21 protein-coding genes are annotated in these 19508 nt (G+C 44.4%); 3 read left to right on the forward strand and 18 right to left on the reverse strand.

The genetic code is table 11. The features are described from left to right. Positions 1 to 107 precede the first annotated feature (107 nt). The 10 genes from METLIM_RS13235 to METLIM_RS13280 all read right to left on the reverse strand — a co-directional run bounded on the left by METLIM_RS13235 (position 108) and on the right by METLIM_RS13280 (position 7086). Positions 108 to 1847: a DUF2070 family protein gene (locus tag METLIM_RS13235; protein ID WP_004079214.1), complete on the reverse strand. Its 1740-nt coding sequence runs from the start codon at positions 1845 to 1847 to the stop codon at positions 108 to 110. 175 nt (positions 1848 to 2022) lie between these two features. Beyond that, entirely contained in the window at positions 2023 to 2934 is a 912-nt protein-coding gene (locus METLIM_RS13240; RefSeq protein WP_004079217.1) for a carbohydrate kinase family protein, read from the reverse strand. Continuing rightward, complete coding sequence (locus METLIM_RS13245) at positions 2931 to 3275, reverse strand: DUF555 domain-containing protein (RefSeq protein ID WP_004079220.1); 345 nt, start codon at positions 3273 to 3275, stop codon at positions 2931 to 2933. Before METLIM_RS13245 ends, METLIM_RS13240 begins: the two co-directional genes overlap by 4 nt. 5 nt (positions 3276 to 3280) lie before the next feature. Continuing rightward, complete coding sequence (locus tag METLIM_RS13250; protein ID WP_004079221.1) at positions 3281 to 3808, reverse strand: nitroreductase family protein; 528 nt, start codon at positions 3806 to 3808, stop codon at positions 3281 to 3283. Beyond that, positions 3795 to 4151, reverse strand: a complete 357-nt coding sequence (locus tag METLIM_RS13255) for a hypothetical protein (RefSeq protein ID WP_004079222.1) — start codon at positions 4149 to 4151, stop codon at positions 3795 to 3797. The genes METLIM_RS13250 and METLIM_RS13255 overlap by 14 nt, the downstream gene beginning before the upstream one ends. A 61-nt stretch (positions 4152 to 4212) precedes the next feature. After that, positions 4213 to 4494 carry a DUF5350 domain-containing protein gene (locus METLIM_RS13260; protein WP_004079224.1) on the reverse strand — a complete coding sequence of 94 codons (282 nt, stop codon included), beginning with the start codon at positions 4492 to 4494 and terminating at the stop codon, positions 4213 to 4215. Between the two features lie 44 nt (positions 4495 to 4538). Further along, positions 4539 to 5144, reverse strand: a complete 606-nt coding sequence (locus METLIM_RS13265) for a 30S ribosomal protein S3ae (RefSeq protein ID WP_004079225.1) — start codon at positions 5142 to 5144, stop codon at positions 4539 to 4541. Between the two features lie 16 nt (positions 5145 to 5160). Next, positions 5161 to 5409: a KEOPS complex subunit Pcc1 gene (locus tag METLIM_RS13270; RefSeq protein ID WP_004079228.1), complete on the reverse strand. Its 249-nt coding sequence runs from the start codon at positions 5407 to 5409 to the stop codon at positions 5161 to 5163. Beyond that, positions 5406 to 6620, reverse strand: coding sequence for a DHH family phosphoesterase (locus METLIM_RS13275; RefSeq protein WP_004079230.1), 1215 nt, complete (start codon positions 6618 to 6620; stop codon positions 5406 to 5408). The genes METLIM_RS13270 and METLIM_RS13275 overlap by 4 nt, the downstream gene beginning before the upstream one ends. A 7-nt stretch (positions 6621 to 6627) precedes the next feature. Next, positions 6628 to 7086, reverse strand: coding sequence for a 30S ribosomal protein S15 (locus METLIM_RS13280; protein WP_004079232.1), 459 nt, complete (start codon positions 7084 to 7086; stop codon positions 6628 to 6630). 494 nt (positions 7087 to 7580) lie between these two features. Between METLIM_RS13280 and METLIM_RS13285 the strand changes: the two genes are divergently transcribed. Genes METLIM_RS13285 through METLIM_RS13295 form a run of 3 tightly spaced genes read left to right on the forward strand, consistent with a single transcriptional unit; the run spans position 7581 to position 9774 of the window. After that, positions 7581 to 8264 (forward strand): DUF5612 domain-containing protein, encoded by a 684-nt coding sequence (locus METLIM_RS13285; protein WP_004079238.1) that lies wholly within the window; start codon positions 7581 to 7583, stop codon positions 8262 to 8264. Next, positions 8261 to 8842 carry an L-threonylcarbamoyladenylate synthase gene (locus METLIM_RS13290; RefSeq protein WP_004079240.1) on the forward strand — a complete coding sequence of 194 codons (582 nt, stop codon included), beginning with the start codon at positions 8261 to 8263 and terminating at the stop codon, positions 8840 to 8842. The genes METLIM_RS13285 and METLIM_RS13290 overlap by 4 nt, the downstream gene beginning before the upstream one ends. 2 nt (positions 8843 to 8844) lie before the next feature. Continuing rightward, positions 8845 to 9774 (forward strand): hypothetical protein, encoded by a 930-nt coding sequence (locus tag METLIM_RS13295; protein WP_004079242.1) that lies wholly within the window; start codon positions 8845 to 8847, stop codon positions 9772 to 9774. Positions 9775 to 9925: 151 nt separating this feature from the next. On the opposite strand, the gene METLIM_RS13300 is transcribed toward METLIM_RS13295, so the two are convergent. The 8 genes from METLIM_RS13300 to argH all read right to left on the reverse strand — a co-directional run bounded on the left by METLIM_RS13300 (position 9926) and on the right by argH (position 19314). Continuing rightward, complete coding sequence (locus METLIM_RS13300) at positions 9926 to 11374, reverse strand: RNA-binding domain-containing protein (protein WP_004079245.1); 1449 nt, start codon at positions 11372 to 11374, stop codon at positions 9926 to 9928. 77 nt (positions 11375 to 11451) lie between these two features. Then, positions 11452 to 11826 carry a DUF2283 domain-containing protein gene (locus tag METLIM_RS13305; RefSeq protein ID WP_004079247.1) on the reverse strand — a complete coding sequence of 125 codons (375 nt, stop codon included), beginning with the start codon at positions 11824 to 11826 and terminating at the stop codon, positions 11452 to 11454. A 92-nt stretch (positions 11827 to 11918) separates the two neighbouring features. Beyond that, entirely contained in the window at positions 11919 to 13523 is a 1605-nt protein-coding gene (locus METLIM_RS13310; protein WP_217177981.1) for a DUF2326 domain-containing protein, read from the reverse strand. 167 nt (positions 13524 to 13690) lie between these two features. Next, on the reverse strand, positions 13691 to 13918 hold the full coding sequence (locus METLIM_RS13315; RefSeq protein ID WP_004079257.1) for an ABC-three component system middle component 6: 228 nt from the start codon (positions 13916 to 13918) through the stop codon (positions 13691 to 13693). Next, positions 13915 to 14673 carry an ABC-three component system protein gene (locus tag METLIM_RS13320; RefSeq protein WP_004079259.1) on the reverse strand — a complete coding sequence of 253 codons (759 nt, stop codon included), beginning with the start codon at positions 14671 to 14673 and terminating at the stop codon, positions 13915 to 13917. Before METLIM_RS13320 ends, METLIM_RS13315 begins: the two co-directional genes overlap by 4 nt. Positions 14674 to 14784: 111 nt before the next feature. Continuing rightward, on the reverse strand, positions 14785 to 16617 hold the full coding sequence (gatE, locus tag METLIM_RS13325; RefSeq protein ID WP_004079261.1) for a Glu-tRNA(Gln) amidotransferase subunit GatE: 1833 nt from the start codon (positions 16615 to 16617) through the stop codon (positions 14785 to 14787). Continuing rightward, the gene (gene gatD, locus METLIM_RS13330) at positions 16607 to 17833 is read right to left on the reverse strand and encodes a Glu-tRNA(Gln) amidotransferase subunit GatD (protein ID WP_004079263.1); all 1227 of its coding nucleotides are present in this window, start codon (positions 17831 to 17833) and stop codon (positions 16607 to 16609) included. Before gatD ends, gatE begins: the two co-directional genes overlap by 11 nt. Continuing rightward, positions 17833 to 19314, reverse strand: coding sequence for an argininosuccinate lyase (gene argH / locus METLIM_RS13335; protein ID WP_004079265.1), 1482 nt, complete (start codon positions 19312 to 19314; stop codon positions 17833 to 17835). The genes gatD and argH overlap by 1 nt, the downstream gene beginning before the upstream one ends. Positions 19315 to 19508: the final 194 nt, after the last annotated feature.

Raw genomic sequence — 19508 nt, forward strand, 5'->3', positions numbered from 1 at the left:
AAAATTCCGGCAAAAAACAAACAAATCACAAACATATACTGGCAAATACCAAAATAAAACGGAAAAAAGACCAAGTATTCAAAAAAATATTAGAAGATTATTATCAATTACAGCAGAATCAGATACGCAATCACCGAAAAAACAAGCGCAACACCAAGTATTGCAACACCAAGGGGCGCGACATAGGTGAGCATTGCATTGACCGTGCTTGCAAGCTGCGAGATCCTCTGCGAGCCAAACACCACAACACCCTCACACCACCCGGTAGAGGCTGCGGCAGTCGCAGGCGAGAGGTCTTTAACCGCAGTCCTGACCGAATCAATAACATACGGAATAATATCCTCAGGAGGAACCCGAAGGCCCACCGGGTTCTTGCCGCTCATCGTATTAACCACATGAGAATCGCTCGTCATAAGCTCACACTCATCAACATGCCTTAAAACCTCATCACGGATCTTCTCCCTGACACCCTGATGAATATTATTCCCGTCAAACAGCACATATGCAGTCCTCTGTCCGGCAGTCTCAACAACAAGCGTCTGAATACCGAGATCACCAAAACCGTCCTCACGTGTAAATGGCAGATCCATCCGGCAGACACCAATTGAGAACTCATCCTGCCCACAGTCAGAGCACCCCTCAAATGCCGACAGTGCCCCCCTGATATATTCATATGCAGTAAAAGAAGCAGGCAGCACAGATGTAACAACATCAGTCATACAGTTGTGGGCATCAACAAAAGCGACATTCTTAAACCTCTTATGCCCCTCGGCCATAATAGCAAGGCCAATCGGATAATCAAGATCCTCAGTCATTCCCGGAGACCTCGTGCTGATAGCAAGGACACTGTCACCGAAAGTCTGCACAAGAGTCTTGACAGTCCCACACTCAAAGCGCATCGACTTTCCGGCAGACTCAAAATATTCAATACCGAGAGCAGACTTCCTCACAGCATCAGCAATCTTTGCAACCTCGTCCTCAGATACAAGATTGAAGTCGTGCGTTGCGCACCCGTGTGCGACAAAAGCCTCACCAGGAAGAGAATCATGCAGAATACGTGGTAGATTGCCGCCGCCAATCTCACCCATAGGTCCGGGATGGAGGTTTGGCACAGTAAAGATCACATCCTCCTTACCCTCCCTCTTAAAGAAGAGCGAGACCTGCGGGACATAGACCTCCTCACCAATCTCCCTGAAAAAAGTCTCAAGCGCCTTAGAGCCATCAGTATTGTGCGCAATAAATGCATTGATGAAATTGAGGGCACTTATATTGAAATTCTTCTTAAGCGGCCGCTCAATGAGCCACAGGAAGAGAAACACACATATCCCGAAGAGAATATGCGTCGTTGCCGAGAGCAGCAGAAAATCCGGTCCGAAATAAAAATAACCCACAAAAGTCCCGAAGAAACTCTGAGTTACCGCTGCCGGAAACATCTTTTTTAGCCGGAAATCTGCTATTGCTACAAGAACAATCAGTCTTATCCCGAATATAAACCCAAGGGACACCGCAAAGAGAAGCGGAACAATCCCTTCAAAGATCAGCAGAACCGGAAAGAAACTGATAATCACCGAAAATATAAAACAGGCAAGAACCAGCAGTGCAGACCTGTTCCAGGTAATCTTCTTCCCGAAATATTCAACAAGAGGTTTTGTTAAGACAAAGGATATTATTGCAGGCAGAGTAAAACCAAGCGTCCCGAAAAACCTGAATTCACTGTTACCGAAAACGCTGGCAATATCTGTCAGCATTCCAAGAATTATAATTATTGTTAGAGAACGCGGCCAGGAAGGCGCAATAAACAGATATCTGCTCAGACCCTCTATTTTTGTATCACCTGAAGCAGACAGATCAAATCACTCTCCCGGATTATATAATATAATAAATTCTGATTAATAAAGGCAATAATCCCGGATAAATGCTCCGGAATAATAGTCCGATACTAAACTTTCCGGAATTATCCGGAAAGTTAGTCTGAGACTATGCAGTGTGACCGGAGTGCACGTTTCGAAATGCTCTCCGGGCCTACCTACGCTCAGGTTCTGCACTATAAATAACAGCCTCAAGTTTACCGAAGTGCTCCTCATAGCGCAGCTTCATTCTCTCCCAGTCGGGGAGATTAGTCTGCGGGCCAACCGACTCCACATTAAATGAAGCGGCAACAGTACCAATCTTACAGCAGGTCACAGGATCGTAACCAATCTGCTGAGCCGTCAGAAAACCTGCCCTGTAGGCATCACCGGCACCGGTTGGATCAGCAAGCGTCACAGGAACGGACGGTATCCTCGTCTTACTGCCATTCATATGAATAACACTGCCGTCACCTGACATGGTAACAACCGAAACAGGAACAGATTTGATAATATCGGCCTCTGAAATCCCGATCTTCTCAGCCATCCCCTTCATCTCATGCTTATTTGCAAAGAGAATATCAATATTGTCAAGAATGACGGAGAGCTGCTCACCGGAATAATTTATAAGATCCTGTCCGGGATCGAAAGATGCGAACTCAGAATTTTCAGATACTTTCACATTGAAAGACGGATCTGCGGTTGCCATATGGACACACTCAAACCTGGGCGAATCTGCGGTTGTAAAAAGCTCAGAAGCACCCCATTCAAAGAATGTGATCTGATCTCCGTCCTCATCATTATACAGATAGCAGGATGCAGTCCTTTTATCATCCGAGCAGAGAAGGTTCTTCCGGATACCAAGTTCGTCCATCCAGAGATCATATTCACTGCCGGAAAAATCAAAACCAACGGCAGAGAAGAGTTCACATTCCCCCCCGAGTTTTGCAATTCCGGCTGCGATATTCGCCGCGCCTCCGCCATAATATATTTTATGATCAAGAATCGGCACCGAGCTGTGCCTTTCAGGAAACACCGGGACCTTAAAGATATGGTCTGTTGCAGTGTGGCCCACGACCGAAATCATGCCTTGATTTCCTCTACTTCTACAATCTTGAGCGGAATATCACGGAGTGCCCTTCCGATTACAGATTTTGCAATTCTTCCGGCATGCTCCTCACTCTCAGCCTTAAAGACCTTCATCTCAAGTATAAGACCGACAAGAGCAAGATTTCCAACAAGCAGAGCGTTATTAAGCTCCTGCTCACAGAAAGGACAGGTCAGCTGCCCAATCTCAATTTCAACAAACTTTGCCGAAGGATTGAGGCGTTTTCCGGCCTCACTGATAGCAATACCAATTGCATCGTCGAGAGTCTCGACATCCTTGATAATCCATCCGGATTCAACAGTTACAAGATAATCCGCCATAATATCTACCAGACATCTTCATGAATATGTTCATTTACAGGCATCCTCTCCGGTCTTTCTCCGGAAACGACCCCTCTTCCGAGTGCCAGTATGGCAACCGGGCGTGCATGCTGCGGCAGAGACAGAATCTCCGGGACAGCTTCATCATCAAACGCACCGGTCCAGCAGGTCTGAAGACCCATTGAATGTGCGGCAAGCATCATATATGTACATGCAATAGAAGCATCCTCAATTGCATAAAGAATTCCCCTCTCGCCGTACTGCGACATGGAGCGCACATAATTTGCACATACCACAAGCAGTACAGGGGCCGATATGAGATGCTGCTGCTGGAAAGCCGCATCTGAGAGGTCTTCTTTAAGCCCGGGATCTGTGACAATGATAACATCCCAGGACTCCCTGTTGCCCGCACTTGGTGCTTCAGAAGCACATTTAATTATAACGGAGATCTCTTCATCAGAAACCTCTGTCTCCGAATAATCCCTCACAGAAGATCTTGTGGAGACAAAATTCAGAAAATCAAATGAGTTCATTTTCACTCAGTACCGTCCATGCCGACTGTGCAGGCGTGGTGCATTTTGTAATTGCCATTGAGAGAGTCATTACTGCATCATCAAAATCCTCATCCTCAATCTGCTTCTTTGCCTTATCGATAAGATCCGCAGATTCACCGAATTCTTTAAATCCGGTCTTCTGCCCGGCAATATTAAGCTGGGTCCAGTATGAATCAAGCAGAATCAGCAGGACTTTCTTTGCACCGCTCTTCTCCGCACCCTTAAGTCCGGATACAACAGCAATGGTCTGTGATGCAGTTATCAGATTCAGCTTCCCGTTTTCACCAAAAAGATAAGACTGAACTGCTTCATTAGAATTCATTACAATAACCTCCCCTGAAATACAGGTTTAAGAAAAAATTTCAAAATAATATCCGGAAATATTATTTTGAACCCTTTGTGCCTTTTACTGATGCCGGAGAGCGCTTGATACGCCTTCTGAATCTTGGATCAATCTGTTTGCCGCGGCCTCTTGCAGGTCTTCCCCCTCTTCTGCCGCGTCCTGCATCCTGGCTCTTGCTGATAGCTTTCTTCAGTTTTGCACCGGATTTAAAACGCTGGTTTGGGCCTGGTTTTTTATACCCGGCTTCTTTCTGCGGGACAAGCCTAAGCTGTCCGGAAACACTCTTAATCTGAGTCCAGGTTGTGGTTCCTGTTTTTCCCATTGTATCTTCAGCTCCTTTAAATATATCTGATTTTGTTGATTAAATTACTGTGCATAAACCGAGGATGCTTCAATACCCTTGGATTTAATGACCTCAACACGGCGGACAGGATGGATCTTCTTTACGAGCTTAAATACCTCACGGGAGATGTCGCCAAGAACCATTTCCTTTACAAACTGTTCATAAGAAAGCTCAGCAGCCCTTGCCTTAACAGAATCTGTTATTGCCTGCCTGATTGCATGCGCCTGACTTGAATCAGCCCTGTTAATTGTAAAGCATGTGGTTGTAACCCTGAGTTTTCTGCCGTCCTTTGTTGTGAGAAGAACGATTGAATCAATCCTTGATGTTCTGCGCTTCACCATTGCACGGAGGTAATCCTTTGTAACCTCATGACCGACAAAGTCAGTGTATGCAGAATCTCCTGCTACATTGTTGACTTTAAATCTCATCTTGATGTTCTGCTTGGAATAATCCTGGGTCATCTCACCAAGTGTTGTCTGCATTACTCTTCCGTAAACCTTCTCAGGTTCATTGGAGATGGTGTCGCCAAGGTATGCTTTATCGAAATTTTCAGGAGCATATACCTTGTACCAGCTCTTCGCCTTCCATCCCTCTACTCTTCTTCCAACTGACTTTCTTCTTGCTGCCATTTATTCACCTTTTTTATTATTTTCTGCTACTCCCCTTAACAAAAGATACACAATTGCATATATCCTCTGCAACAGAGAGATTCATCAGATAATCGTCCACCGATGCTGTCACCGATCTCAGCTTATTTCCTTCTGCCGTGGTCCTGACATAAACTCCGTCCGGAACCGTCCTCATTGAGAGCAGATTGTCTGCTGACAGTGCCTCTGCGACACATTCCGGGAATTTATGAGATGTCCTTATCTCTCCTGAGATGAGAAGACTCATGCAAACACTCCCTCTATTCCTCTTCTGAACGCCGGATAACCGGACTCCGGAAATGTTGCACCGCCTCTTGATACATGACCGCCGCCAGTACCACCGCACCCGGATGCAAGTTTTTCGAGAAACTCTCCGATATTCAGCCCATAACCGGGAGGACACCGGGCAGAGATATTATATCCGCCGTCATCCTTCCTCGCAACCGTAAATACGGGTGAATCTGAGAGGAGATCTTTTGAGAGAATATCCGCCACACTGCCCGAGACCTTCGGGTTGTCAATCTCAAAAAGGCCAAGATTTTCATCCGGTTTTTTTGCGCTTTTGAGTGAGGAGATTACGTTAAGCCTGAATGATACGGCAGTCTCTTCCGCCATCTCCCTGTAGCGGACTGAACGCAGGCATAAAGCGGCGCCAAGACCGCCCCTCCCTGAAAGCCCGCACCCTTCCACAGTTGCGGCAAGGGTGTGTGCATCATGAATAACGCCCCGTTCAATCTCATATATATCTCCCCAGACCGACTGCATTGCATGAAGACTTGACTGACCGGCAATCTCGAGTATGACTGAAGAGAGCATATTGTCAGGATCACTTTTCAGATCAGAACCGGACTTTGAAATCTCAAGAGCCTTAGCCTTATCACCGCTTATTCCGGCGAGATAAGGATCGGTTGCTGTATAGAGCTTTTCAGCCGTATCCCTGCCAGGAAGGGCAATGCCTCTTCCCGGAGTTATGAACTGATTTCCAATCCCTTCGGTTATGATCTCTTCATTCTTTCCGGTAACTCTCTGACCGTCACCGATTATGCCAAGCAGAGCAAGTCCGCAGAGATCCCTGTTGTCACCCATCCGGTTTGCAACAATAAATGCCGCACCCGAAGATGACAGTTCGTTATCTCCGTCAATCCCGTGCAGTCTCGGATTTACGTGGAATTCTCCGGAAAAACGGGGAAGATGGTGATCAACAACCATCACGCCCTCTGCAAGATCTTCGAGTGATGAACCGAAATCACACAGTATTGTGGGGATTTCGTCACTGACATCCCCGGCACTGATGCCGGATTTAATAGTCAGGTGATATTTTTTTCCAAGGCGTGAGAGGGCATGGCAGATAATTGAGGCGGATGCTATTCCATCCGCATCATGGTGGCCATATACCCTGACAAAATCCTCTTTGGATAAATTATCAGCCAGAATTTCCGCAGCGGCTTCGATGGACATTATCAGATTATCTTGATAGCAGGAACTCCGCAGTATCAGGCTTGTATGCCCATCCCTTTGGCATTTTGCCGGTTCTTACGTAGTACTTACCAAGTCTGCGCACCTTTGCCTCAGTGAGGTGAAGCTGACGCTTGTTGTGTACATCTTTCTTATTCTCAGAGAGATGCTTTCTCATACCAAGTGCCTTTACAATGAGATTTCTCAGATCTTCAGGAATATCGGATTCAAGTCCGTTGTCTGCGAGAATCTGGTCAACTCTCTTACCGGTTGCGAGTTTTACACTCGGAACACCGTGCTTGTCTCTCATGACAAGACCGATTGCGGCACTTGAAAGGCCATCCTTTCTTAGTTCTACTACTGTCTTTATGATCTCTGCTGCGTCCTTGTTGGACCATTCCGGTGCTTCTGTGCGGAGTGGACGGACTGAGCCGGATTTACCGCGCCTGCGGGCGTGCATTCGTGCCATTTTTCACCACCTTTATTTTAAAAGATACTTTAACGGGCATCTGCGTCCTTTGCGCATGATTAATTGCGCATTCAGCAGAGTTGCCCAGGGACAATTACTGACTAATATCCCGCTTTTTCCGGTTCTGAAGTATCAAATACCATCCGGATTCAACTGTAAGTCCACAAAAAGAGCCATATACTGACCTTTTTGTAATCCCTAGCCATAAGGCAGTGCCTGTTGTACAGAACACGTCGGACTTACAAAAGCCAGCACTATCAAAGATAAGTGCTTCATAAAACTAGGATGGATGAGATATTAATAATATCGCAGGGATTTATTCCGGGGCGGCAGCAATACATAACACCTCTTCCCGTTTATACCGGTGAAATGTCAGGAAACTGCAACTGAAGAACAGAGAAAACAATACAATAAAATCTATATCAATTATAAATCAATTGATCAGAAGGTTATTGAAGAGAATATAATCCGGAATTTTCGGAAATTTTTAGAATATGACAGAATCAGGCGATATTTCGGTTAGGGCTGTAAGCATAATCTGTGAGCACAGACAGGGAGTTCTGCGTGACATATCTGAAGTTATGGCAGAGAATGGTGCAAATATTGAGATGGTACAGTCTTCAGTGCTCCCATTCGGGCCGGACAGAGGCAGATCACTCCTATATTTTGAATTCGGAGATATTGGAGATTATGAGAGTCTTAAAGAGAGCCTTCTCGGACTGGATACGGTTTATGACATCAAGACCTACAGACCGCTGTCACAGATCTTTGGAAAGAGGATTATAATATTCGGGGGAGGCGCACAGGTTGCACAGGTCGCGCTAGGTGCAGTCAATGAGGCAGACAGGCATAATATCCGCGGAGAGAGAATTTCGGTGGATACATTTCCGGTTGTCGGAGAGAAGAACCTGACTGCTGCCATTGATGCAATATCACGCCTCCCGAGAGTTGCAGTGCTGGTCCTTGCAGGGTCACTGATGGGCGGCACAATCGTGTCTGTTGTGGAGAGAGTGAAGCAGTACGGAATTCCGGTTATATCCCTCTCAATGGCAGGAAGTCTGCCGGATCACGCAGACCTTGTTGTAACCGACCCGATACAGGCAGGAGTTTTTGCGGTTATGCATGCAAGTGAGCTGGCAGTATTTGACATATACAGGGTAAGGGGGCGGCATTTCTGAACCAAAAAACAGAAGAAGCAATAGAAGTTTTAAAGAAAGACGGCCTTGTCGTATATCCGACTGAGACAGTCTATGGTCTTGGCGGGGATGCATTCTCCGACCATGCGGTTGAGAAGGTTTACCATGCAAAGCACAGGTCACTGTCAAAGCCGATATCAATTGCGGTGTCAGATATGGAGATGCTCCATGCAGTGACTATTCTTGAGGAGAAGGAAGAGGATTTCATCCGGCATTTCATGCCCGGACCTGTGACTGTTGTTGTCAGGGCATCAAAGTGCGTACCGGACATACTGACCGGAGGAACGGGTCTTATCGGCATAAGAATGCCGGCGCATGAGACTGCACTTGAGCTGATCAGCGGGTTTGACTGTCCGATAACATCAACGAGTGCAAATATCTCAGGGCACATATCTCCGGTTGAGTTCTCACAGGTGAATGTTGTCCATGATATATTTATTGACGGCGGAAGACTTCCCGGAACGCCGAGTACAGTTATTGATTTAAAATCAGGCAGTATAATCAGGGCAGGCAGTGATATTGAGAAAATAGGCAAATATCTGGCAGAACACGGAATTTAAAGATGAAACCTATAAGACTGAGAGATTTTTTTGAGGATAATGACGGATGCCTCTATGCAGTCTCGGCATATGACAATGAGACAAAGGCAGGCGGAGTATTAAGATATGTCCCTGATGAAGAGGGAGAAAGAACCTCTCCGGAAGGGATAAAATACAGGAAATATGATTTTGAGCCGGCCTTTGAGTATATCAGGAAATATAAACCGGAATATCTGGACGTGGTTCACAGGGTGCCCCCTGAGGACATTAAGAGAGTTTTCAAACCGGAAGTTGAGGTTGAAAAAATTGCAGAGAGGGACAACAGAGTCAAAAAACTGCTCAGGATTTTTGATGTCCCTAAAGGCAGGGCCGGATGCACAGGATCTCTCCTTCTCGGGCTTGAGAATGATGTTTCGGATATTGATATGGTCGTTTACGGCAAATACTGGTTTTTGGCCCAGAAAAACCTGATATCTGCCGTTAAGAAGGGGGAAGCCTCACCTCTTTCCGAAGAACTCTGGAAGAAGGTTTACAACAAGCGTATTCCGGAGATTGATTATGAAACTTTTATACTCCATGAGAAGAGGAAGTGGAACCGTGGTGAGATTGACGGGACTTATTTTGACCTGCTCTACACCCGCGACTATGAAGATCTGAACAGAATTGCGGTCAGCAAGGGCAGAGTCACCGGAAAGATGGAGATTGAGGCCACAGTTACCGATGCCTCATTCTCGTTTGACAGCCCTGCCATATACTCTGTGGATCATGAAGAGATCTCAAAGGTGCTCTCATTCACACATACATACAGCGGACAGGCGCTTGATGGAGAGTTAATAAAGGCCTGTGGCTATGTGGAAGAGCACGGTGAGGAGAAGTGGCTCATAATAGGTTCAACAAGAGAAGCCAAAGGTGAATACATCATCTCAAAGACGCTTGTTGAGAACGGGGAGTGAGAAAACCAACCAGAAACCAAATGATTAAGAGGTCAAAATTAAAAGGTCACAGCGTTGACCCGATAAACCAATATTTTGACCTTTTAAACCACAATATATCACACATTTTGGTGAACTTATTGATGAACACCCAAATGAGCCACCACAAAAATCATTGATCTTTAGCCTGACCCGCACCATCAGAGATTATTTCCCAGTGCCCTGTCTTTTTCGACCCAATACGTCTCAAAATGCCTGCATTCTTTAATTTCTGAATATGCCGTTTAACTGTTGCTTCACTTACCCCAACAGATTTTGCCAATGCTTTATAGTCACTCCGAGGATTTGATTTAATTACATTTATAAGGTCAAAATTGGATTTTAAAAGGTCACCGTGTAGACCCGATAAAACTCCTCCCTGACCTTTTATTTCATCATGTTCCTCCATCCCCAGCAATACCCCCTGAACTTTTCGGTGAACCGTAACAGTGAACTTACAGCCTTCACGATCGTCCTCAAAGTCAATATCGGGCCACTGTTCAAGTGCACGCTTTATTCCTGAACCAAGCCCATGATACGGCAACAGCCCCTTCGCCACATAGGATACAAGAATCGGGTTTCTTATATTTGAATTACCTGTCCTAATCTTCTCCACCGTCAAATTATTGGGAAGATGACCAGGACTTATAATCTCTATCCGGTTATCAAAAATAAAAATACGGATCGGTGCACTCACAAAATAATCACGATGAACCAGTGCATTTACAAGCAGTTCCTCAAAGACACTTTCCGGAACCTCAGGGAGTCCCGGAGAATTAATTCCACGTCCGGCCTGAACCTTGTGCAGATTGCGCATGATAAAAGCAAGAGAACTTTCAAAGACTTTCTGAAAAGGACCTTCATAATTTTCCGTATCCAGATATTCACTGATATGAATATCATTTCCCGGATAGCATATTGCCTTGACAATAAACTGTGGTTTTACCCATTCGGGCCTTTCGGCAAACATCAGCACACCTGCAAGATTCAGCATCCCATCATCAGTTGCAAGATTCATATTCTGCAAAAGTCTGATAAGTTCTTCAGAAGATGATGGCACATCCTGTTTATATGCACTTTTTAAAAAGTCGCGGAAGCGAATATTATCAAGCTTATCAATACCTGCTTTAGTTGGAACTTCATCTGCATGGAACTGATCAGTCACCTGAAACAACCGGCGCAGTTCCTCCTTTGAATTGATCCTTCGTTTGTCTGAACCGGTTTTCAGCCAGATTACACCATTCTTATCAAAATAAGGTTTGTATATGCCCTTAGGAACAGTAAGTACAATCACTACTCTTCCGGTTTCAAGGACAACATTTTCAGTATGTACAGAAAGCGGACTTCTGACCTGCTGGCTGGCGGCATTGCTTATAAGCTGATTTATCCGGGAAACATCCTCTTTTGTCAGACCCGGAACATTACTATCATCAGCAACCCCAATGTATATTGTGCCACCCTTTGAATTGGCAAAAGCTGCCATCTCTGCTGCTATGGACTCACCACTACGTACATCAACCTTAAACTGATGAGTGCTGTCCTCTCCGGCGGCTATCTGAAGAGCTAAATCGGACTGTTTCATATGATTACTCCTATATTCAAAATCCCAGGACATTGGCACTGGCAGGTTGCAACCATAAGACTATCAAAAACAAAAATTCAGCATGACAGTGCCATTTTTCCGGATGGGATATTAGACTCATTAAGTCCTGTTACAGAGATTACTTTAGGGACATGCCGGTTTCTTCTTTCAAGAGTAAGATTGACGCTGAGTTCAACCACATTTTCAGATATTTCGAGATAAATCTTAATCTCTTCGGGTTTCCTTAATTCAAATTTAGAAACACCAAATTTTTCAGAGGCCCCAAGTATTTCAACACCTTTTATCTGATATTTATCATCAAAATCAACAATTATATTATCCAGATTTAATGACTGTTTATACCCCATTCCTTTTGTATACAAAAACAAACTGTCATTCTCATAATCATAATCAATTGAATCTGCCTTCTGCTGAACTGGATTATTATTCATCTTTTCTTCCGGTGATCTCAATTATCCGCAATTTATACACACAAAAAATCTATATTCTCGTTTTAAGTCCACATCTACAACCCATGAATCATTCATATGCCGGTATTTCTCTTACTTAACTCAAACTGGAAACCAAATAGCGAATCTTCCGGATTTTTATCATTAAGTCTCAGACAGATAAAATCATCTGCTTTAAAGTCATCACTTAAATCAGAGTACGGAATCATATCCGAATTAAATGTGCAAATGTATTGAAATCCTGATTCTCTAGCCTTATAATGTCCATGTTCCAGAGCATGTGCTATTTGACGGGAATCTACACCATCAAACATAGTACTGTCATGAATCAAAAAATCAATACCACCAGAAACGGAAAATATATCCACCAGCATCAAATCATAGCAGAATATTTTCATCTTCCCAACACCTTCACTATTACTACGCGGAATATCTACATCGAAACTGTAAGCATTGCCTGAAACTCTACCACCATCAGGAGTATTAATTATCAGATAGCCAGGTTCATTGTAAAGAGCCTGAGAATTATCATTAAAACCATTAACTGCTTTCTCCCACCGGGGACGTGATTCTTCAAAATCGCGTTGAATTTTAGAATCCAGCTCTATTCTTTCAGATCTGATTTCCTTTTTCTTCTCTGACATTTCCTGAATCTCAGAGATCATCTGTAATGTTTTCTCTAAATGGACTTTTTTTTCAGTAACTCTATTCTGAAGCATAGAATATTCTTCAAGTGCATGGTGCGTACTTAATACCTCCATTATTTCAGCGCGTTCAGATGAGATATTCTCCATATATTTTTCATTATTACCAATTTTATTTTTAATTGCCTCAATCTCAGCCTCTAAAAAGAGTTTTCTGTTACGGACAATTTCATTATGAAAGTTTCTTGTTTCCTCAAGAGTTTTTTTTAAGGCAGAACTAAAATGAAGCCCGGCCTCCTCATACAGATCTGCTACTGATAAATTATCAGGTGCTTTTTCGGACTGGACTGATTCCTCATACCTGTCCAGTTTTCTTCGTAGAATTATATTTTCATCTGCCAACAGATGAATACTTTTGGTTAAACTATCTGCTTTTTCCTGAATTACACGATACTGAGGATGAACTTTGAACGTACTCAAAGCTTTCTCCTCAATCTCAAGTTCATGCTGAAGCCTGACTTTCTCTGCCTCAAGTTCGCCCTTTGATGGTCTCATACCCGACTTAATAGCACCATCAACCATTTTTATTGATTTTTCTTTCTCTTTTAATTTCTGTACTTCAATCGGATGAAGCCAGTTCATACCCAATAAAAAGGCATTTGCAACCTGTATTTGTATGGCACTCTGGTTTTTATAAAAACTAAAAGGAGTACTGTAGGCATCTATACCAGTACGGATAAAATATGAAATCAGAGTTCTGAAAGTCGGCATATATTTAATATGAGTTGTGGATGGAATATTAAAAAGAGAGATTCCAAGAAGATTTTTCCAGTCTTTATGCTTATAATAGTAAAACCCCTTGTTTTCATTATATTCAGGAACCAATGGAAGATTTAAAAGATTACTACCATCAACACATATAATTCCAGGGTCCCCAATACTCCGGCCGGCAGTAATTTTTTCACCACCAAGATCAATATCAATATAAAAAGTCCAGTCAGAAATATCTTCAACCGGCAGAGATGATTTTTCCAAATCCGAACCAAGACAGAAATGAATGATATTTAACAGTGAGGTTTTCCCAAGTCCGTTACGTGAATCTTTACTGCCGGAGTCTTCCTTCCGGTCAGCAACAATAATATTAAGACCTTCATTAAATATAACTGATTTAAACCTCTTATCACTGGCATATAGCCCATGAATCATAATTTAACCCTCACAAGCTTATTATTTTTAAATTCAATGAGACCTAATGAATATAATAAATCCAGTGAAAGAATAAAACGCTCAAAACTGCCAATCTGAGAAGAATTCCTGACAGAATCCCATAACTCCGACAGATTTTTTTCACAGGATAAATACTTCAGTAATATTGCACCAACACCGATTAAAGCTTCATCTTCTTTGATATATTTATTTGGCAGTATCATTTTTCAAATACCTCACAGATTTCAAACATATGAGTCAGGATAACCAGACGGGCGGCATCCTGCCCAAAGTCATGTTCAGCACCCTGAAAATGTGTAAGCATCTCCATGAAGAGATCATCTCCGGAAAACTCCCTGTTTAATTCGAGGTACTTCTTTTTAAAGCCATTTTTTAACCTATCAGGGAAATCAGGATCTAGTTTTGACATCTCGGATAAATATTTACTTACCTCTCCACTACCACATAAACCCATTGAAATCAGCCGCCTTGATCTCTTCCCCAGACCATTCTTCAATATCTTTTCTTCAGGAGAGATAACCGTATAATCACTGCCTTCAAAATTCTCTCCCGAAGATATTGCTTTAGCAGCAATTTCTAATTCTGCAAAATCAACTTTAGCAACTGATATTTCAAGTTGATCTGAAACCCAGTTTTCATGTTCTGTTTTTATCTTCCGGAGCACATCGACCGAATATTTCTCCGGTTGTTCATCCACTATTTTATGACAGGTTGGACAGAGAAGAATGTAATTATCATAGCAATTCAGTTCTTTATCAGTATAATTTTCATCCCCACGTGGCCCTTTAGAACTATGTGCCACAATATGAGCAATTTGTCCAATCTGATTTATGCTCCCATCATCATCCGTATCAAGAACAATATTTTTACGGCAATCTCTAAAAGAACAGCGTCCTGCTGCTTTTGAAAACAATATTTTTATATCCTTAGCAGAGGGATTTTTCCTCGAATCACCCATATGATATCTCCACAAATAATTTTAAGCAAAACCTGATCGCTAGGATAATAATACAAAAGCAATGTGTTAAAAATTTAACTGAAGGTTAAAAATATAAATTAACCCATAATCTCACAGAACACTCTGAATTTCTCTTTTAAGGAGCTCGCTGATAACCTTGCCGTCAGCACGCCCGCGGGCCTCCTTCATGACAACACCCATAAGCGGACCTAAGGATCTCATGCCCTGCTCTTTGATGAATTCCTGCCTCTCACCGATAATCGTCCGGATAATGCCGGTCAGCTCCTCTTCTGAAATTCCGGGTGCGACACTCTCAACAGCCTCAGCCGGAGACATGCCCTTTGAAACGGCACGGATGAGATCAGGGATCGCCTCCTTTGCTGCCTTCCCGTCTTCAACAAGTTTCAGAAGCTCAAGCAATGAATCATCAGATAATGAATAGGTATCAACACCGTCACGGTAAAGCTCCCTTAAGGTTGCCAGAAGCGTTCTTGACGCAAGATTTGCCTTAATACCCTCACGAATCATCCTCTCAAAGAGGGGCATACGCGGAGAGTAGGCCATCTGCCTGGCAACCGCCCCGTCAAGGTTCAGTTCATTCTTAAACCTCTCCTCTTTGGCAGTTAAAAGCTCAGGTATCTCAAGTGAATTCCAGTATTCATCAGTAATCTCAACCGGAAATACATCAGTCTCAGGATACATCCTTGCAGCGCCGGGAAGTGGCCTCATATAAGCAGTGCTGCCTTCCTCAAGCATCTTTCTTGTCTCTTCTGGAACACCTTCAAATGCCATATTCGAGCGCTTAATAATCTGTGAGATTGCACACTCAGCCCTCTTTTTCTTATCCGCAACTATGATGACACAGTCCTCATCAGCAGCACCGACAAACTCCCTGAGTTTTGCAACCTCATCCTCAGTCACTCCATATGCCGGCAGTTCATCCGTATGGAAAAGCCCGCCGACACCGCACTTCTTTGCATAATCAGAGATCTCACTGCCAAGCCTTCTTCCGGGCTGGATCTCCCTGCCTACAAGCCCTGCAAAACCTCTGAGATTCACCGCAAGAATAGTCTTAGCCTTCTTTAAAATGCTTGAACCGGTCTCAGAGAAGACAGATGTAACATCAGTATAATCTTCCGGAACAGAAGCATTGCGGCGGATAAGCTCAGCACGGATCTCAAGGAGATTCACCTGCCTTAAGGCCTCACGCTTCACAACCTCCTCAATAAGGCTTAAATCCTGAATACCCTTGATCTCAACACGGGCACCCTCACTGATGGAGATATTGACATCCTGCCTGATGGTCCCAAGCCCTCTCTTAACGCGGCCTGTTGACCGGAGAATCATTCCGATATATGCTGCGACCTCCTTTACCTCATGAGGAGTCTTCATATCGGGGCCGGTTGTGATCTCAGCAAGAGGAATGCCAAGCCTGTCAAGTGAGAATATATCACCCTCAACCCTCTGTGCCGCCTCCTCCTCAAGGCATATCGATTCAATGACTGCACCGGCAGGGATTTTTCCGTTCAGTGCAACAAGTGCAGTCCTCTGAAAACCGGAAGTGTTTGAACCATCAATGACAAGCTTTCTCATCACATGAATCTGCTCAACAGGAGTCATGCCAAGCATCTTTGCAATAGTCATTGCAAGCCCGACAGCCTCAGGGTTCATCGGTGCCGGAGGTTCCTCATCGTTCTCTACAAGGCAGGTCGTGTCATAGGCATAATAGGTATAGGCACGATCCTCCTTCTTCATCTCCTCTTCTGCCGCCCGGTCAATCTTTCCCATCTCACTCTCGGTTGCCCGGAGAAATCTGAAAAATTCTCCATTCCTCTCTTCAGCATCACGGAGCAGAGTAGGGCAGTGGCAGAAGAGCTTCTCCCTTGTATTGAGCTGCTGATGAATCTCAATTCCGGCCTTAAGACCTAATTTCTTATAATCCATGAGGTGTGCACCCCCCAAGTTCACCGCGTAAATCAGAGAGCATGAGCTGCCTCACCTTCTCCTTATCATCTTCCATGCCAAGCACCCACATCAGTTTGACCATAGCAACCTCGGGAAGCATATCCTCACCCTCAATAATTCCGGCCTCAATAAGATCCCTGCCCGTATCATAGACACGATCACATACCCTGCCATTCAGACACTGAGAGGTCATAACAACCGTAGTTCCGGATGATACAAGTTCCCTCAAAGGCTCAATACAGACTGAAGATGTGTGCCCGAGACCGCTTCCGGCAACGACAAGCCCGGCATAACCGTCATAACTGCGGATAACATCAGGACTCATACCAGGATAGAACTGCACAAGCCCTACCTTCTCCTCAAGATCAGCACAAAGTTCCGGTTCAGAACTGCCACGCCTCACGGCATGCTTATTCAGACTGACCTCAAGTGAGGGATATTCAACCTTACCGAGAATGTCAATATCAATACTCCGGAACGCATCACGCCTGGAGGTATGCATCTTTCTGACCCTCGTGCCCCTGTGAATGGCGCAGTAGTCATCATTTGATGTCCCGTGCATCACAACCGAAACTTCGCCTAAGTCAGAGACAGCCGCAGCAGCACTGCACAGGCCATTCATCAGATTGTCACTTGACGGGCGGTCAGCTGACCTCTGAGAACCGACAAATACAACAGGAACAGGGGTTTTGAGCATGAAACTTACAGCAGCAGCCGAATACGACATGGTATCAGTACCGTGCGTAACAATAACTCCCGCAACACCGGACTCAATCTCACTGTAAATGGTTGAGGCAAGCTCTTTCCAGATATAAGGAGTCATATTCTCCGAAAGAATAGTTGCCGGAACATGAGAGGTGAAATTGCCAATCGAAGCCAGTCCCGGAATTGCCCTCATAATATCCTCAGCCTCAAACTGGCTCGTTACGGCTCCGGTTCTGTAATCAATCCTGGAAGCAATCGTTCCTCCGGTTGATACAATAGCAAGATCAGGAAGGCCTTCTTCCCGGGTAAATCCACCCTTAACAGCCTCCCTCTTCTCAGCATCAGCGGTTTTTGTCACTGTATCAAAGGACACCCCGATGTTGTACCCGTTGTCAAGCTTAATTACCGCTTTGCCATCTCTCTTTGTAATATAGGTGCCCTCGAGCATGCTTCCGGCATAACTGCATGACACCCGGTCTCCCGAATCCATTATTCCATTACCAGTTCTCTTGCTTTTTCTATCATATGCTTCTCTGACGAGTGAAGATGCATCTTAAGACCCCTGATCCATTCAAGGTCATCCGCATATGCAGCCTCACTTCTCATTATACTGGCCATTACAGCCTGCGGCGACGGTCCGCCGGTTGCGTTCCGGACATTTACAGACGTACTTACCTCAAGACTGTCAGCAACTGCATCCTCCGTAAGGCCAAGCTCCACAAGGGATATCCCCGCCATCTCTTTTGCAGACATCTCAAGCGTTTCAAGGTCAAGTTTTCCAGTTCTGACAGCACGCCCGACGATGTTATGCGCAGTCCTGAAGGCCAGACCATACTCCCTTACAAGAATATCGGCAAGTTCAGTTGCAGTCGTATTTCCCTTAACTGCCTCCTCCGCCATTCTCTTCCGGTTGATATGAGCAGTCCTTATCATCCCGTTCAGGATCTTTATTGAACTCTTAGTATCACTAATCGCCTTCCAGAGATGAGGCCATAACTCCTGCATATCGCGGTTATAGCTCATAGGAAGGTTCTTAATTATTGAAAATGCCGCCATCTGGCACCCGGAGACAGAACCCGCCTTTGCCCTCATAATCTCGGCACAGTCGGGGTTCTTCTTCTGAGGCATAATTGAACTTGTAGAGCAGTATTCATCAGCAAGAATTACAAAGCTGACAAATGAAGAACTCCAGAATATAATCTCCTCACACAGACGGCTTATATTATTCATAAGGATAGCACAGTCAGAGACCACTTCAAGGGCAAAATCGCGGCCGGCAACACAGTCCATTGTATTCTCCAGAACACCGCCAAAGCCAAGCAGATCAGACGTATACTCCCTGTCAATCGGATATCCGGTAGAGGCAAAGGCAGCAGCGCCGAGAGGGCACTGATCAATCCTCAGATAAGCATCGCCAAGCCTCTCAAAGTCCCTTTTAAATGCCTGCTCATAGTTCATCAGGTAATGGGCAACCGTTGTCGGCTGTGCATGCTGGAGATGAGTAAATCCCGGCATGTAAATATCAGTATTATCCTTTGCAAAACCGCAGAAGATACTCCTCAGGATAGCAATATCAGACATCAGGTCTAAGATCTCCTCTCTTAGTCTGATCCTGACGCATGTTGCAACCTCATCATTTCTTGAACGGCCCATATGAAGCCTGCCGCCGGAATCAATACCTATTTTATCTATAATATATGCCTCAATCCCGGCATGAACATCTTCAAATTTCTCGTCATATACGGAATCAGGAAGACCCTCATCATGCAGTTTCAGCAGGACATTCATTATTTTTTTTGCAGAATCCTGGTCTATTATTTCCTGCCTGGAAAGCATCAGCAGATGAGCAATATCTACAGACACATCTGCCATCCCGATGAAGCGGTCGGCCTCCATCGAAGATAAATAATCCCAGACTTCAGACGGGCGTGAGTCACCAAGGCGCCCACCCCTGAGTGGATCTTTTGTCATATGCAAAAACAACTCCTCTTATTATTGGTGTCAGAATAAATGATTAAATCCACGCATAGGCACCGGAGAGTCAGCAGGCAGGTACATCCATGAAAAAAACCACCCCATTGTCCACAGAAACAGATAATTTAATACATAAAGCCAATAAAGTTGACCCAAACAAAACCAATTAAATACTTTTCTTAATGAAATTA

Source organism: Methanoplanus limicola DSM 2279 (assembly GCF_000243255.1).
GTDB classification, from domain to species: domain Archaea; phylum Halobacteriota; class Methanomicrobia; order Methanomicrobiales; family Methanomicrobiaceae; genus Methanoplanus; species Methanoplanus limicola.